This is a genomic window from Streptomyces sp. NPDC102514 (assembly GCF_055584525.1).
In genome coordinates this window covers 502,991-517,416 of the sequence record NZ_JBVJLW010000005.1, presented here as the reverse complement: position 1 = coordinate 517,416, position 14,426 = coordinate 502,991, and the positions used below count along the sequence as shown (strand labels likewise).

At 70.0% G+C, this 14,426-nt stretch carries 13 protein-coding genes; 8 read left to right on the top strand and 5 right to left on the bottom strand.

The annotated features are described in order from the left end of the window. Window positions 1-1,512: 1,512 nt before the first annotated feature. The gene (locus tag ACZ60E_RS16580) at window positions 1,513-2,370 is read right to left on the bottom strand and encodes an alpha/beta hydrolase (RefSeq protein ID WP_469441077.1); all 858 of its coding nucleotides are present in this window, start codon (window positions 2,368-2,370) and stop codon (window positions 1,513-1,515) included. Window positions 2,371-2,462: 92 nt separating this feature from the next. Between ACZ60E_RS16580 and ACZ60E_RS16575 the strand changes: the two genes are divergently transcribed. After that, on the top strand, window positions 2,463-3,395 hold the full coding sequence (locus ACZ60E_RS16575) for a LysR family transcriptional regulator (RefSeq protein WP_469441075.1): 933 nt from the start codon (window positions 2,463-2,465) through the stop codon (window positions 3,393-3,395). Window positions 3,396-3,458: 63 nt separating this feature from the next. Here the strand turns inward: ACZ60E_RS16575 and ACZ60E_RS16570 are convergent, their stop codons facing one another. Further along, complete coding sequence (locus ACZ60E_RS16570) at window positions 3,459-3,848, bottom strand: ANTAR domain-containing protein (RefSeq protein ID WP_469441074.1); 390 nt, start codon at window positions 3,846-3,848, stop codon at window positions 3,459-3,461. Window positions 3,849-3,995: 147 nt separating this feature from the next. Continuing rightward, window positions 3,996-4,322 carry a plasmid stabilization protein gene (locus tag ACZ60E_RS16565; RefSeq protein ID WP_453791522.1) on the bottom strand — a complete coding sequence of 109 codons (327 nt, stop codon included), beginning with the start codon at window positions 4,320-4,322 and terminating at the stop codon, window positions 3,996-3,998. Between the two features lie 552 nt (window positions 4,323-4,874). On the opposite strand from ACZ60E_RS16565, the gene ACZ60E_RS16560 reads away from it, so the two are divergent. From ACZ60E_RS16560 to ACZ60E_RS16530, 7 genes are all read left to right on the top strand, one after another. Then, the gene (locus ACZ60E_RS16560; RefSeq protein ID WP_469441071.1) at window positions 4,875-5,549 is read left to right on the top strand and encodes an ANTAR domain-containing protein; all 675 of its coding nucleotides are present in this window, start codon (window positions 4,875-4,877) and stop codon (window positions 5,547-5,549) included. A gap of 287 nt (window positions 5,550-5,836) precedes the next feature. Next, entirely contained in the window at window positions 5,837-6,367 is a 531-nt protein-coding gene (locus ACZ60E_RS16555) for an ANTAR domain-containing protein (protein WP_469441069.1), read from the top strand. A gap of 374 nt (window positions 6,368-6,741) precedes the next feature. Then, window positions 6,742-8,313: a cryptochrome/photolyase family protein gene (locus tag ACZ60E_RS16550; RefSeq protein ID WP_469441067.1), complete on the top strand. Its 1,572-nt coding sequence runs from the start codon at window positions 6,742-6,744 to the stop codon at window positions 8,311-8,313. A gap of 46 nt (window positions 8,314-8,359) precedes the next feature. Further along, window positions 8,360-9,556, top strand: a complete 1,197-nt coding sequence (locus tag ACZ60E_RS16545) for a spore photoproduct lyase family protein (protein WP_469441065.1) — start codon at window positions 8,360-8,362, stop codon at window positions 9,554-9,556. Between the two features lie 101 nt (window positions 9,557-9,657). Then, complete coding sequence (locus tag ACZ60E_RS16540; RefSeq protein ID WP_384798471.1) at window positions 9,658-10,671, top strand: DNA topoisomerase IB; 1,014 nt, start codon at window positions 9,658-9,660, stop codon at window positions 10,669-10,671. 118 nt (window positions 10,672-10,789) lie between these two features. Further along, window positions 10,790-11,035 (top strand): hypervirulence associated TUDOR domain-containing protein, encoded by a 246-nt coding sequence (locus ACZ60E_RS16535; protein WP_384798468.1) that lies wholly within the window; start codon window positions 10,790-10,792, stop codon window positions 11,033-11,035. Continuing rightward, window positions 11,032-11,382 (top strand): DUF3140 domain-containing protein, encoded by a 351-nt coding sequence (locus ACZ60E_RS16530; protein ID WP_469441063.1) that lies wholly within the window; start codon window positions 11,032-11,034, stop codon window positions 11,380-11,382. The genes ACZ60E_RS16535 and ACZ60E_RS16530 overlap by 4 nt, the downstream gene beginning before the upstream one ends. A gap of 97 nt (window positions 11,383-11,479) precedes the next feature. Here ACZ60E_RS16530 and katG read toward each other — a convergent pair whose 3' ends face one another. Further along, entirely contained in the window at window positions 11,480-13,711 is a 2,232-nt protein-coding gene (gene katG / locus ACZ60E_RS16525; protein ID WP_469441061.1) for a catalase/peroxidase HPI, read from the bottom strand. A gap of 34 nt (window positions 13,712-13,745) precedes the next feature. Beyond that, a complete protein-coding gene (locus tag ACZ60E_RS16520) occupies window positions 13,746-14,192 on the bottom strand; it encodes a Fur family transcriptional regulator (protein WP_469441059.1) in 447 nt (148 codons plus the stop codon). Window positions 14,193-14,426 lie beyond the last annotated feature (234 nt).

Below are 14,426 nucleotides of genomic sequence, written 5' to 3'. Positions count from 1 at the left end.
CGCCTCCGCTGTAAGAGCCGCGGCCTTTTTCCAAGTATTGGAATTCTGCAATCCGGCATTCCGGAGTGTCTCCGCAAGTTCCGCGGTGACGGTCTCGTTGTGAACATGCGGAGTGGCTTGCGCGTAATTGATCCGCTGATCGACGTAGAGCCTCCACTGGGCATTGAGGTGGGGATCGTTTGCTGCAGTGGCTCGAAGCTTCTCCAGATTCGCATCGACCGCAGTGGTCTGACTTCTGTAGGAAGCTAGAAATTCCGGACTTTCCACGTTTGATGGTAGGTGCATGTGCGCGAAGTCCAGGTCCCGATCGTTCGGCCTGCTGTAGCCGCGATCCGCCCCGACATGCAAGGCCTCATGTACGGCCAGAGCTCTTCCGGTAGCCGGATTGGGGTGAGTATAGGTTGGATCGTATGTGATCTCGTATCCGGTCTCGGGTCGAGAGGCATGAGGCGCCTGCCCGCTCCCGGGCTGTGGCCTCAGAGAAGTATGAGCCAGCGAGCGTGCCGCGTGATCACGATATGCCGCTGTCTCGGAATCCGAACTGTCAGGACTGGAACGATTTCCCGTATTACCCGGACGCATTGCCGCGCCGGCTCTGTTCAGCGCAATGCGCTGCATTCGAATCGACTCGTCCATGTTGATTTCACCGGTTTCCCGTCGAGGCTGCATGAGCTTTCACTCAGCACAACGTCTAGGAGCCTGGAAGGGTTCACCCGACAATGCGGCCCTTTCCTCATCGGCCTGAGCCGGTCGGATGCAGGGTGACGACAGCCCGGACGAGGCGGGTCCGGATGGTCGGGCGTCGGACTCGCGGGCCGCGAGGAGATCATGAACGGTGCCGGGCGGGTACGGGCGCGGACGGCGATGAACATGCGGTGGGCTGCGTTCGCCGTCGACCAGTCTGCTCGGCACGCTGCTCGTCGACCGTGACGCTCGTTTGATGCCCCGGACACTCACACGCAGGACGGCGAACTGGGAAACGCACTCTGACCTGGGCTTTTCCGTGATGTGCTCAGGCTGATGTCTTTTCGATGACGCATCATGTGGAGTGCGTGGCGATTCTTGAACCGGTGGACAAGGGCGCCTGAGCTGGGGTTTTGCGGTCAGGGGTCCTGCGCTGCGCAGAGCCGGGAGTGCGGCCTGATCGCGCCTTTTGATGCGCACCGCCTGGCTCGCCGTGCGTGTCTTCCTGCGGTTCAACGGCGTCAGCGCCGGTACCGTCCCGCCGCTCGTTTCCGTTGGCGGCCCCCCGGCCCGGCGTACGGGTCCGGCCAGCGAGGCCGTGCCCATCGTGGCGCCGTGCAGGGCGAGGGGCCGTGGGCGGCGGTCCCGTGGGACGTCTGTGTGGATTAGTGAGAGCACCTGCGGGGCGACTAGGCCGCTGCCCGCGCCCTGCACCAGCCGGGCCGCGATCAGCCAGCCAGCGACGGGCGCGGCTGTGCAGGCCACCGAGCGGGCCGTGAACTACTGAGGTCGCGCTCAGCACCAGCGGCAGCAGGAAGCGTCGGCCGGTCACTGGGTCAGGGTCTCGGCTAGTTGCTGTGGGCGGGCTGCGAACGGGGTGTGGCTGCCTGGAAGTGTGTGGATGGTGAACTGCTCGGTCGGCAGGGCCCGGTCGGCCTCCGTGATCATCAGGTCTTGTGTGGCCGTCGGCAGTGCTCGGTCGTCCGCGCAGCGCAGGTAGGTGCGGGGGATGCGGCCCCACCGGGTCGTGGTCAGGGTGATGGGCGTGGTCGGGAGGGCGAGGGGCAGGTCGGGGCTCAGCGCGGAGCGCCAGCGGTCGAAGTGGTCGGCGGGCGTGTCGTGGTAGTGGGTCTGCCGCAACTCCTCGACGTACTCGGGGTCCTGAGACAGCGGATCGATGCGTACGGCGCCCAGTGCCTCGGGATCACCGAGGTTGAGGTTCTGGCCCCGTGCGGTGGAGTTCTCGGGCGCGCTCAGGTAGTCGAGGAACCGGGGGCGGCCCGCGGGGACGAACGCGGAGAGGTAGACGACCTGGTCGACCAGCTCGGGCGCGCGTTCCGCGGCCAGCGACGCGGGGCCGCCGCCCGCGCTGTGCGCGACGAGTACGACACGGCCGTAGCGGCGGACCCGGCGCAGTGTGTCCAGGACGGCATCGGCGCAGTCGTCCATCGTCACGTCGGCGAGCCTCGACCTCTCGGTCAGCAGACCGGGGCGGCCGGGCAGCAGGTATCCGCTGGGCAGGGGAGCGCCGAGGCCGTGTCCCGGCAGGTCGACGGCGACGCTCGCGGCACCGAGACCGGCGAGCGCCCGCTGCGTCGCCGCCCACTGCCATGAGCCGTGCCAGGCGCCGTGGACCAGGACGTAGACGGTGTCGGCAGGGGAGGAGCTGGGAGGGGAGGGAGGCATGGTCCCCATCTCAAGCGACCTTCGTCCGTTGATCCAGCAGAAGATATGGCACGCTGGGTGGCGATACCTTTTGAGTATGGAGTGGTGGCGGTATGGAAGCGCGGCATCTGCGGTACGCGCTTGCCCTCGCCGAGCACCGGCACTTCGGCCGGGCCGCCCGTGCGCTGGGTATCGCGCAGCCGCCGCTGTCCAAGCAGATCGCCGACCTGGAACGCGAGATCGGGGCCCGGCTGTTCGACCGTACGCGCCAGGGTGTGTTCCCGACCGCCGCGGGCGAGGCGTTCCTCGTCAGGGCGCGGCGGGCGCTGGAGGAGATGGCGGCGGCCAGGATCGACGCCGGACGGGCCGCGCGCGGCGAGACGGGACGGCTGCGGCTGGGGTTCATCGCCTCCGCGCTGCTGGACCCGCTCCCGGATGTCCTGGGCCGGTTCGGGCGTGAGCGGCCCGATGTACGGCTGGAGTTGCACGAGATGGCGTCCGGCCGCGGCACCGCCGCTCTCGTCGCCGGTGAACTGGACGTGGCGGTCACCCTCGGACCGCCCCGGGGCGCAGGCGCCGAGCATCTGGTGTCCGTCCCGGTCGGGCACGACCATCTGATCGCCGTGGTCGGCAGCACGCACCCCTACGCGGGCCAGGCGTCGGTGAGTGTGGAGCAGTTGCGCCGGCAGCCGTTGATCGTGGCCGCGTGGGAGGACGAGCCCGTCATCCACGCCGGGCTGCGCGTTCTGCTGGGCGAGGACGCGGCGGCGCTGGAAGGGGCCACCGTGGCCAGGGACGTGCACACGATCATGGGCCTGGCCGCCTGCGGGGTCGGGGTGGGCCTGGGTCCCTCCCGTATGCGGGAAGCCGCGCGGCCGGGGATCCGGTTCTGCGAGGTGACCCCTAGGACGGCGTTGCCCGATCTGGTCCTGTCCTTCGCCGAGCTGGACCGCTCTCCGGCGCTGGACGCCTTCCTCGATGTCGTCCGCCGGAACTGTCCCGACGTCGGTGCCGCACTCGATCTGCGGTTGGGCCGCCGGGTATGAGGGCTGGGACCGGCTTGCGTTGATGTGCCTCCCACCGTGGCGATCGTCGACGCCACCGGTGGTTCATCCGTCCCGTGATGCCCTCCACCGTGCCAGCGCCGCGGGCAGGTGTTCCTCTATATGGGCGGGCAACGGCTCGTTCTGCGTCGTCGCGATGAGGGCTTTCGCCACGTCGTGGACCTTGGTGTTGGAGTGCTGGGACACATGGACCAGGATCTGCCAGCCCTCCTCGGCGGTGCACGACCAGGCCGCCATCAGCACCCCGCGCGCCATGTCGACGATCGGCCGCCGCTCCAGAGCCTTCTTCAGCTGCTCCGTTTCCGCCAGGAGCTGCTCCCCGGTCGGCATCCTGCCCTCGGTGCAGCCGACTTCACGACTGGTCTCACGCTGCGTGCCGTGCGGGGGCCGTTCGACGAGGTCGCGCCGGGGGCCGGGGCGCTGGGAAGGGCGCATGGTGGGAACCTTCCCGTCCGTTGCTCGTCGACACATCGACACATCGATATGTCGGCAGTCCTGTGTCGGGGCCGGCGGCAGGCTCGCCTGTGTGCTGCTTACGTGCCGCTTGCCGCTTGCCGCTTGGCCCTTGGCGGTCCGCTTTGGTCAGCGGCCCAGGGCCTTGGCCAGTTGCTGCTTGTTCATCGACGAACGGCCGTCGATATTGCGCTTCTTCGCCTCCGCGTACAGCTGGTCCCTCGTCGGTCCCTGGGCGCCGCTGTGCGAGTGCTCGCCGCCGCGTTGCGGGGCCGACTTCTTGTCCTGTGTCGACGTCTTGCTTGCCGTCTTCGACTCGCCGGCGCGGGCCCTCTCCTTGTTCACGGTGCGTGCCGCGATCTCCTTCGCACGCCCCGTCGAGGTGCCGCGCTTCTCGGCGCTCTCCTTGATGTGCTCGTACTGGCGCTCACGCTTCGCGTTGGAACCCTGCGGCATGGCGAACTCCTCCCGGACCGGGTGCGGGTGGCTCGGCCGGACCCGCGTTTCGATGATGTCCCGCGTACCCCTCGGTCGGTTTCTCACCCGGAACACGCGTTTCCCGTCTCCCATCTGATGCGGCGCCCCACCGGAGGTGCGAGTGGACGGCGACCGAACGGATGAAGGCCCCGACGTTTCTCGACACGGTCGACACTGTCAAAGCTCTCGAACTCCTCGAACTCCTCGAACTCCTCGACGTTCGCAGCCTTCCTCGTGGCCCACGGATGCATCCCCCGTCCCCTGGCCCCGCTCCCGACCCCGGGCCGAACCCCAGCCCCCCGACCCCGGCCGACCCCGGCCGAACCCAGCCCCCGCCCACAGCAGAGCGCCCCCCTCCGCCCCTCCACCCGGCGAAAACGCCCCCCGAACGTCCCCCGAACGCCCCCGCGTACCCAGCCGGTTGCGTCAAGCGCTGTCACTCACGGTGTGTCGGTCGCTACGCTTGTTCCGGTGCGGGCGACCCCGTATCGGACCCGCATCGGAAGCGTCAGGAAGGCGGTGCGCGGCGACATGGGTGCCACTGTCAGGGGACTGCTGGACAGTCTGTCTCCAGCGGCGGACGAGGAAGAGCGGCGTGAGTGGGCCGGCGCCTGCGCGCACGCCCTCGGTCTCGGCGGGATCGCGGTCTCTCTGGGACGGGAGCTCGTGTGGTTCAGCGACAGCACCAGCGCACGGCTGGAGGATCTGCAGTTCGTCCTGGGGCAGGGCCCCGGTCTCCTGATCGAGGACGAGACGGAGGTACGGCAGGTGCCCGACCTCGGCCGGCTGCTGGCACGGCAGTGGCCGCAGTTCGCCGCCGAGGCGGAGGAGCTGGACATCGCGGCGCTCTTCGTCTGGCCCGTGCACATCGGAGCCGTACACGCCGGGACGATGACCGGATACCGGCGTACGCCGGGATCGCTCACCCGGCAGCAGCTGACCGAGGGCCGGCTGGTCGCCGACGCCCTCGCCGAGCAGGTCCTCCAGAACTGGCCGGCCACCTCCGCCGCACGCAACGGCCGCGGCCACACGGGCATGGTGGATCTGCACCGCGCCGAGGTGCACCAGGCCACCGGCGTCCTCAGCGCGCGCCTCGGCGTATCGCTGGCCGAGGCCCTGGACCGGCTGCGGAGCGAGGCCTACACCTCGGGCCGGACCCTGACGGACACCGCCCGGGACATCATCCGGCGGGAGCTTCCGCGATGACACCACCAGACCCGGTCGACCGCACGGAGGAAGCCCTGTGCGGGGGACAAGGAGCTTGCGCATGAGCAGGGAGCAGCACATCGCCCGCACTTTTGTGGAACTCGCCGACACGCTGGTGGAGGACTTCGACGTCATCGGGTTCCTGCAGCAGATGACGGTCCGCTGCCAGGAACTTCTCGATGTCACGGACGCCGCGGTCTTCCTGATGCACGCCGGCCCCCAGCTGTACAGCCCCGCGCCGTGCGACCCCAGCCCCGCCCTGGAGCGCGTACTGGAATGCGCCTGTGGTGAGGGGCCGGCGGTGGACGCCCACCGCACCGCCCGCGCGGTCGACGCGTACGGCCGGGGCGACGCGCACGGTCAGGGCGACGAGGCCTCCCAGTGCCGCGCACCTGCGGCAGGCCGGTTACTCCCTCGCCGTCGCCCTGCCGATGCGGCTGCGCCAGGAGACCATCGGCAGCCTGCTGCTCCTGCGTTCCGCCGACCGGCCCCTGGACGCCGACGACCTGGCCCTCGCCCAGACCCTCGCCGACGCCGCCACCATCGGTCTGCTGCACGCCCGCACCATCCAGCAGCAGGACACCGTCAACGAACAGCTCCACACGGCCCTGCAGAGCCGCATCATCATCGAACAGGCGAAAGGGTTGCTCGCCGCCCGCCGCAGCATCCCCCTCAACCAGGCGTTCGAGATCATGCGCCGGCACGCCCGGCAGCACCGGCTGCTGCTCAGCAAGGTCGCCCGGGACGTGATCGACACCGGCTCCACGCTGCGCAGCTCCGCCGTCCTGCCCCAGCCGAGCGCGGCCGACTCGGAATGACCACCGACCCCGCGTGACGACCGACCCCGCGCGCAGACCGGGCCGACTGCCGACCGGGCGGGGCGATGACCGGGCCGAGCGATGACCGTGGTGGCCGCGTGACGACCGGCTGACGACCGCTGACGACCGCGATGGCCGAGTGAGGTCGGGCGAGGCCGCGTACCACCGCCTCGGCGCGGACATGCTGCGGACATGGCGAGGTCGTGGCGCGGTCGTGGCGCGGTCGTGGCGTGGGCGGCTTCGCGAGAAGCGGGGCGGGCGCCCCGGCGTGTGCCGCTTACCGCCCACGCCGTCGTGCGCTTTGATCTGCGGAGGAAAGCGTCGCGCCGCGCAGGGCGCCGACGAGGCGACGACTCGTCGACGGAGTGCACGGCATGACAAGGAAAGCGGCCGGGAACGTGCCTGGGCACGCGGCGGGGAACGAGGCCGGCGAAGAGACGGGCGAGGAGCCCGGCACCCCCCACTGGCTCTTCGGCGACCAGCTCGGCCCCCATTTCATCGATCCCACGCGCGGCGGCCCGCGCCGGGACGCGCCGCTGCTGATGATCGAGGCCCGCAGCGTCCTGCGCCGACGGCGGTTCCACCGCGCCAAGGCCCATCTGATCCTGTCGGCGATGCGCCACCGCGCCGCCGAACTCGGTGACCGCGTGCGGTACGTCAAGGCGGACACCTACCGCCAGGGGCTGCGCGAGGCGGTGGGGGACGCCCGGGTGACCGTCCACCACCCCACGTCCCACGCGGCCCTGGCCTTCGTACGCTCCCTGCCGTCCGTACGTGTCCTGCCGGCCCGCGGTTTCCTCGTGACGCACGACGCGTTCGGGCGCTGGGCGGACGGCCGCGGTACGAAGCACCTGCGTCAGGAGGACTTCTACCGCTGGGTCCGCCAGACGCACGACCTGCTGATGGAGGGCGACCAGCCCGCCGGCGGGCGCTGGAACCTCGACCACGACAACCGGCAGCCCCCGCCGCGCGGCGCCACCGACCTGGGCGTCCCGGCCCCGTACCGCCCCCGCGAGAGCGAGATCGACGACGAGGTGCGGGCCGATCTCGACCGCTGGTCGCGCGACGGGGACGTCGAGTTCGTCGGCGAGGACGGGCCGCGCGGCTTCCCCGCCACGCGCCGGGAGGCACTGGCCGCGCTCCACCGCTTCGTCGAACACCGGCTGCCGACCTTCGGCGCGTACGAGGACGCGGTGCTCACCGGGGACGCGACGATGAGCCACAGCCTGCTCTCCTCCTCGCTCAACCTCGGCCTGCTGGACCCCGCCGAATGCGCCGAGCGGGCGGAGGCGGCCTGGCGGTCGGGAGACGTGCCGCTCAACAGCGCCGAGGGGTTCGTCCGGCAGATCACCGGCTGGCGCGAGTACGTCTGGCACGTCTACTGGCACTTCGGCACGCGGTACCGGGAGAGCAACACCCTGGGCCACCACGAGCCGCTGCCCGACTGGTTCACGGACCTGTCCCCGGACGGGACCGACGCCAACTGTCTCGGTCACGTCCTCCGGCAGGTCAGGGACACCGGCTGGACGCATCACATCCCCCGGCTGATGATCCTCGGGAGCCTCGCCCTGCAACGGGGGTGGGAGCCCGGGGCCGTCACCGACTGGTTCCACCGCAGTTTCGTCGACGGCTACGACTGGGTGATGGTCCCGAACGTGGTCGGCATGTCGCAGTACGCCGACGGGGGCCGCATGACCACCAAGCCGTACACGTCCGGTGGCGCGTACATCAACCGCATGAGCGACTTCTGCGGTTCCTGCCGCTACAAGCCGACCGTGCGGGTGGGCGAGGACGCCTGTCCCTTCACCGCGGGGTACTGGAACCTCCTGCACCACCATCGCGACCGGTTCGAGCACAACCCGCGGATGACGCAGGCTGTGCGGGGGCTCGACCGCCTCACCGATCTCGAAGCGCTGCTGGAGCAGGAGCGCGACCGCAGGGACTGAGGGCTGAGGGCCGGGCCCCGGCCCCTGCCTCGGAGAGGAACAGCACGTGGAGCCCGAACAGCAACCGCTCTTCGAGTGGTCGGACACCGTACCGGCGCCCGCGCGACCCGCGAGCGAAGGTGCGGCCGAGGCGGGCCCCGGCGGGCCCGCGGCCGGGTTGTACGCGTTCCGGGACAGCCCCCAGGCCCGCCGCATGCTCGACGTACGGGAGGTGTACGCCGAACCGGCGGCCCTCGACTCCCCGCGCGGGCAGCAGATCATGGCCCGGCTCCCCGGCGTACGGGTGACCGAGGTCGACGGCCACTGGCTCATCCCCTCCCTGCACGGCAACGACGGCAACATCGCCCGCTGGGTCCGCATCAAGACCGACACGCTCGTCCTCGGCGTCAAGCACAGCCTCAGCACACGCCCCAACGGCAGGTCGGCCGACTGGATCGCCCCCGGCCCCTCCAACGGCTGCGCGATGGCCTGCGCGTACTGCTACGTCCCCCGCCGCAAGGGATTCGCCAACCCCATCACCCTGTTCACGAACATCGAGGCGATCGTGGCCCACGTACAGCGGCACGTACGGGCCCAGGGCCCCAAACCGGAGCCCAACCAGTGCGACCCCGAGGCCTGGGTCTACGACATCGGTGAGAACGGTGACTGCTCCGTCGACGCCCTGGTCTGCGACAACACCGCGGATCTCGTCGCCGCGTTCCGCCGCCTGCCGACGGCGAAGGCGTCCTTCGCGACCAAGTTCGTCAACCCCGACCTGCTCGCACTCGACCCGCAGGGCCGCACCCGCGTGCGCTTCTCGGTCATGCCGACCGACGACGCCCGCCTCCTCGACATCCGTACGAGTCCGGTCCCCGAGCGCATCGCGGCGGCGGCCGACTTCCTCGACGCGGGGTACGAGGTCCACTTCAACCTCTCGCCCGTGGTGCTGCGCCCGGGGTGGGAGCGGGACTGGGCCGATCTGCTCCGCCACCTCGACGACGTCCTGCCCGCCCGGGTGAAGGAGCAGGCGGCGGCCGAGGTCATCATGCTGACCCACAACCAGGCGCTCCACGAGGTCAACCTGGGCTGGCACCCGCGCGCCGAGGACGTGCTGTGGCAGCCGGAGATCCAGGAGACCAAGCGTTCGCAGAACGGGGCGCTCAACGTCCGCTACGCCCTGGAGACCAAGCAGCGGGCCCTCGCGCGGCTGCGGGAACTGCTGGCAGCGCATGCGCCGTGGCTGCGCATCAGGTACGCCTTCTGAGGACGGTTCCGGGAGAGGTCCGGGAAAGAGTCCGGCAACAACCCCGGGAAAGGTTCCGAGAAGGCTCCGGGAAGGTTCCGGGTGAGAGAGGGAGCGGCGTGGTGCGGTTCCGGACGAGTGATCTCACGGGCCCCGGTTACGGCCGGCGCCGCCACGGCCGCGGCTTCCGCTACCTCGACACCAAGGGCAAGGCCCTCCCCGCCGGCCCGGAGACACGGCGCGTACGCGATCTCGTCATCCCGCCTGCCTGGCAGGACGTGTGGATCTCCCCGCACCCGAACGGCCACATCCAGGCGGTCGGCACGGACGAGGCCGGTCGACGCCAGTACCTCTACCACCCCCTCTTCCGCGAGAAGCAGGAAGCCGCCAAGCACACCCGCATCCTGGAGGTCGGCGCCGCGCTGCCCGAGGTGAGACGGCAGGTCGGCAAGGGCCTCGAAGGCTCGGGCCTGACCCGGGAGAGAGTCCTCTCGCTCGGCGTCCGCCTGCTCGACCTCGGCTTCTTCCGCGTCGGCGACGACCGGTACGCGAAGACGAACGAGTCCTACGGGCTGACGACCGTACGGCGGCACCAGGTCACCTGCGGCAAGGGCGCGGTCGGCTTCGACTACGCGGCCAAGAGCGGGCGCCGCTACTGCCGCGAGATCGTCGACGAACAGGTCTACAGCGGCGTCCGGGCCCTGCTGCGCCGCCGCGACGACAACGACCACCTCTTCGCGTACTGGGAGGCGCGCAGCTGGCACACGATCGACGCGACCGACCTGAACGGGCATCTGCGTGATCTCGCGGGCCTGGACATCTCCAGCAAGGACTTCCGGACCTGGCACGCCACGGTGCTCGCCGCCGTCGCGCTCGGGGTGTCGGCCGAGGTGGCGGACACCTCGCCGACGGCCCGGAAGCGGGCCGCCGCACGGGCGGTCCGCGAGGTCGCCGGCTACCTCGGCAACACCCCGTCCGTCTGCCGGGCCTCCTACATCAACCCGCGCCTGTTTGAACTCTTCGACGAGGGCAGGACCATCGCCCCCGCCCTCGCGTCCCTGGGCTCCGTCCCGGTGGCGGGCGCACTGGCCACACAGCCGGTGGAAGAGGCGGTACTCCGGCTGCTGAGCCGTTAGCGGCAGCCCGTCGGCCGCAGCCCGTCGGATGCCGCCCGAAGTGCGCCCTGCCATGAAGAGCCGGACAGTGGGGAGGGCCGTCCATTGCGGGGGCCGAGGTCGAGGGAGCGTACGGACCGTGACGAAGGACAAGGGCAGGGACAGGGACAAGAAGCTCAGCAAGGGGGACAAGGTCTCCTGGAGCAGTCACGGGCAGACCGTCCCCGGCAAGGTGAAGAAGAAGATCACGGGCCGCGCCGAGGTGGCGGGCCGTACCGTCGACGCCTCGAAGGACGAGCCGCAGTACGAGGTCGAGAGCGACAAGTCGGGCCGCAACGCCGTCCACAAGCCCGGCTCGCTGCGTAAGAAGAGCAGCGGTTCATGAGTGGCGGAGGCGGAAAGACCGACACGGATCGCGCGGACACGGTCAAGGAGTTCGGCGAGGCCGTCAACATGACGTCCGGTGCCCTCAAGAAGTGGCTGGACACGGACGACTCGAAGAGCGTGGGCCAGTCGGACGGCGGCGGCGAGAGCGTGGGGCACGCGTCCGGACGCCGTATCGTCCGCCTCCTTGAGAAGAAGAAGGCCGACCTGACCGACGCCGACGTCACCCACATGCGCAAGGTGGTCGGCTACGTGCACCGCCACCTCGAGCAACGCCCCTCGGGCGACGTCACGGACACGCCGTGGCGGTACTCCCTGATGAACTGGGGCCACGACCCGAAGGCGTGATCACGGCACCGGCGCGGCCGTCCGCCCGGTTGAACGCGAAACCCGGGTCGGTCCGGAGGGACCGACCCGGGCCTCTACCCCTGGTGAGCTACCGGGCTCAGACCAGGTCGAAGCGGTCCGCGTTCGAGACCTTGACCCATGCCTCGACGAAGTCCTTCACGAACTTCTCCTTCGCGTCGTCGCTCGCGTAGACCTCCGCGAGCGCACGCAGCTCGGAGTTCGAGCCGAAGACCAGGTCGGCACGGGTGCCGGTCCACTTGACCTCGCCCGTGGACGCGTCGCGGCCCTCGAAGGCGGTCTGGTCGGACGAGGTGGAGCTCCACGTCGTACCGAGGTCCAGGAGGTTGACGAAGAAGTCGTTCGTCAGGGTTCCCGGCTTGTCGGTGAGGACGCCGTGCGCCGACTGGTCGTGGTTGGTGCCCAGGACACGCAGACCACCGACGAGGACGGTCAGCTCGGGAGCGCTCAGCTTGAGCAGGTTCGCCTTGTCGAGCAGCAGGAACTCGGCCGGCAGGCGGTTGCCCTTGCCGAGGTAGTTCCGGAACCCGTCCGCGGTCGGCTCCAGAGCCGCGAACGACTCCACGTCCGTCTGCTCCTGCGACGCGTCGGTACGACCCGGGGTGAAGGGCACCTCGATGTCGACGCCGCCGTCCTTCGCGGCCTTCTCGACGCCCGCCGCACCGGCGAGGACGATCAGGTCGGCGAGGGAGATCTGCTTGCCACCGCTGCGCGCGGAGTTGAAGGACGACTGCACGCCTTCGAGGGTCCGCAGCACCGAGGCGAGCTGGTCGGGGTTGTTGACCTCCCAGCCGCTCTGCGGCTGAAGGCGGATGCGCGCGCCGTTGGCGCCGCCGCGCTTGTCGCTGCCACGGAAGGTCGAGGCCGAGGCCCACGCCGTGGACACCAGCTCGGAGACCGTGAGGCCCGAGGCGAGGATCTGGCTCTTCAGCTCGGCGATGTCCGCCGCGTCGACCAGCTCGTGCGTGACCGCCGGGACCGGGTCCTGCCACAGCAGGGTCTCCTCCGGGACCTCCGGGCCGAGGTAGAGGGACTTCGGGCCCAGGTCACGGTGGGTGAGCTTGTACCAGGCACGGGCGAAGGCGTCCGCGAACTGGTCCGGGTTCTCGTAGAAGCGGCGCGAGATCTCCTCGTACGCCGGGTCGAAGCGCAGCGCCAGGTCGGCCGTCAGCATCTTCGGCGCGTGACTCTTCGACGGGTCGTGCGCGTCCGGGATCGTACCGGCGCCGGCGCCGTCCTTCGCGACCCACTGGTTGGCACCCGCGGGGCTCTGCGTGAGCTCCCACTCGTACTCGAACAGGTTCTTGAAGAAGCCGTTGCTCCACTGGGTGGGCGTGCTCGTCCAGGTGACCTCAAGGCCACTGGTGATGGTGTCGCCGCCCTTGCCGGTGCCGAAGCTGTTCTTCCAGCCGAGGCCCTGCTCCTCGAACGTGGCCGCCTCGGGGTCGTCGCCGACGTTCTCCGACGGGCCGGCGCCGTGGGTCTTGCCGAAGGTGTGACCGCCCGCGATCAGGGCGACCGTCTCCTCGTCGTTCATCGCCATGCGGCGGAACGTCTCGCGGATGTCGCGGGCCGAGGCCACCGGGTCCGGGTTGCCGTTCGGGCCCTCGGGGTTGACGTAGATGAGGCCCATCTGGACGGCGCCGAGCGGGTTCTCCAGCTCACGGTCGCCCGTGTAGCGCTCGTCGTCGAGCCAGGTGGTCTCGGGACCCCAGTAGACGTCCTCGTCGGGCTCCCACACGTCGGCGCGGCCACCGGCGAAGCCGAAGGTCTCGAAGCCCATGGTCTCCAGGGCGACGTTGCCGGTGAGGATCATGAGGTCGGCCCAGGACAGGCTCTGGCCGTACTTCTTCTTCACGGGCCACAGCAGACGGCGGGCCTTGTCGAGGTTGACGTTGTCCGGCCAGCTGTTCAGCGGCGCGAAACGCTGCTGACCGGCGCCGCCGCCACCGCGGCCGTCGCTGATGCGGTACGTACCGGCGCTGTGCCATGCCATACGGATCATGAGCGGGCCGTAGTTGCCGAAGTCCGCGGGCCACCAGTCCTGCGAGGTGGTCAGCACCTCGGCGATGTCATGTTTGACCGCGGGGAGGTCGAGTCCCTGGAACGCTTCCGCGTAGTCGAATTCCTCACCGAGGGGGTTCGACACGGCCGGGTTCTTGGCGAGGATCTTCAGGTTGAGGCGCTCGGGCCACCACTGACGGTTGCCGCCGCCCTGGGTCGGGTGCGGGGCACGGCCGTGCGCGACGGGGCAGCCGCCCGTCTCCTGCGGCTCAGGGTCCGTGACGATCGCGTCATGGTTGTCGGTCATAAGGAATTCCTTCCGAACGGGGTGGATCGCATGCTCAGGAACTGAGGGGGGTGGAAGCGGTGACGCAGGCGGGGCACAGGCCCCAGTAGATGACCTCGGCCTCGTCGACCGAGAAGCCGTGATCCTGGGACGCTGTGAGACAGGGGGCGTGACCGGTCGCGCAGTCGACGTCGGCCACGACTCCGCACGACCGGCACACGAGGTGATGGTGGTTGTCCCCGACACGACCCTCGAAGAGGGCCGGGCTGCCGGGCGGCTCGATACGACGGACGAGTTTCACCGTGGTCAGCGCGTGAAGTGCCTCGTACACGGCTTGCAGCGAGATGTGGCCCACACGGGCCCGTACCTCGGTGGCGATGGCCTCCACACCGAGATGATCACCCGCCCGGACGGTTTCGAGCAGCGCGACACGGGCGGCCGTCACCCGCAGGCCGGCACCGCGCAGCTCTTCGGCGGTCGTCGGTGTCCCGGGGGCGGTCATGGACCCAACCTACTGACATAAACACGAACAGTTCAAGTAAACGAACGGTACAGGTTTAGGTGTGTGGGCTTGGGATGCCGTTCACCTGCCGGTGGGGGTGTCGGTGCAGGTCAGTGGGGGCCTTGTCCTGCAAGGGGTGTGGGGCTGTGGGGGTGGTGATTTGGGTGCGGGGCGGTGGGGGGTGGTGATTTGGCTGCCGGGCCGGTGGGGGCGGGCCGCGCAGTTCCCCGCGCC

What these genes read in the sequence shown, in the direction of transcription:
- ACZ60E_RS16580 (WP_469441077.1), bottom strand. Translation starts at nt 2,370, where the DNA reads ATGCCTCCCTCCCCTCCCAGCTCCTCCCCTGCCGACACCGTCTACGTC.
- ACZ60E_RS16575 (WP_469441075.1), top strand. Translation starts at nt 2,463, where the DNA reads ATGGAAGCGCGGCATCTGCGGTACGCGCTTGCCCTCGCCGAGCACCGG.
- ACZ60E_RS16570 (WP_469441074.1), bottom strand. Translation starts at nt 3,848, where the DNA reads ATGCGCCCTTCCCAGCGCCCCGGCCCCCGGCGCGACCTCGTCGAACGG.
- ACZ60E_RS16565 (WP_453791522.1), bottom strand. Translation starts at nt 4,322, where the DNA reads ATGCCGCAGGGTTCCAACGCGAAGCGTGAGCGCCAGTACGAGCACATC.
- ACZ60E_RS16560 (WP_469441071.1), top strand. Translation starts at nt 4,875, where the DNA reads ATGGGTGCCACTGTCAGGGGACTGCTGGACAGTCTGTCTCCAGCGGCG.
- ACZ60E_RS16550 (WP_469441067.1), top strand. Translation starts at nt 6,742, where the DNA reads ATGACAAGGAAAGCGGCCGGGAACGTGCCTGGGCACGCGGCGGGGAAC.
- ACZ60E_RS16530 (WP_469441063.1), top strand. Translation starts at nt 11,032, where the DNA reads ATGAGTGGCGGAGGCGGAAAGACCGACACGGATCGCGCGGACACGGTC.
- katG (WP_469441061.1), bottom strand. Translation starts at nt 13,711, where the DNA reads ATGACCGACAACCATGACGCGATCGTCACGGACCCTGAGCCGCAGGAG.
- ACZ60E_RS16520 (WP_469441059.1), bottom strand. Translation starts at nt 14,192, where the DNA reads ATGACCGCCCCCGGGACACCGACGACCGCCGAAGAGCTGCGCGGTGCC.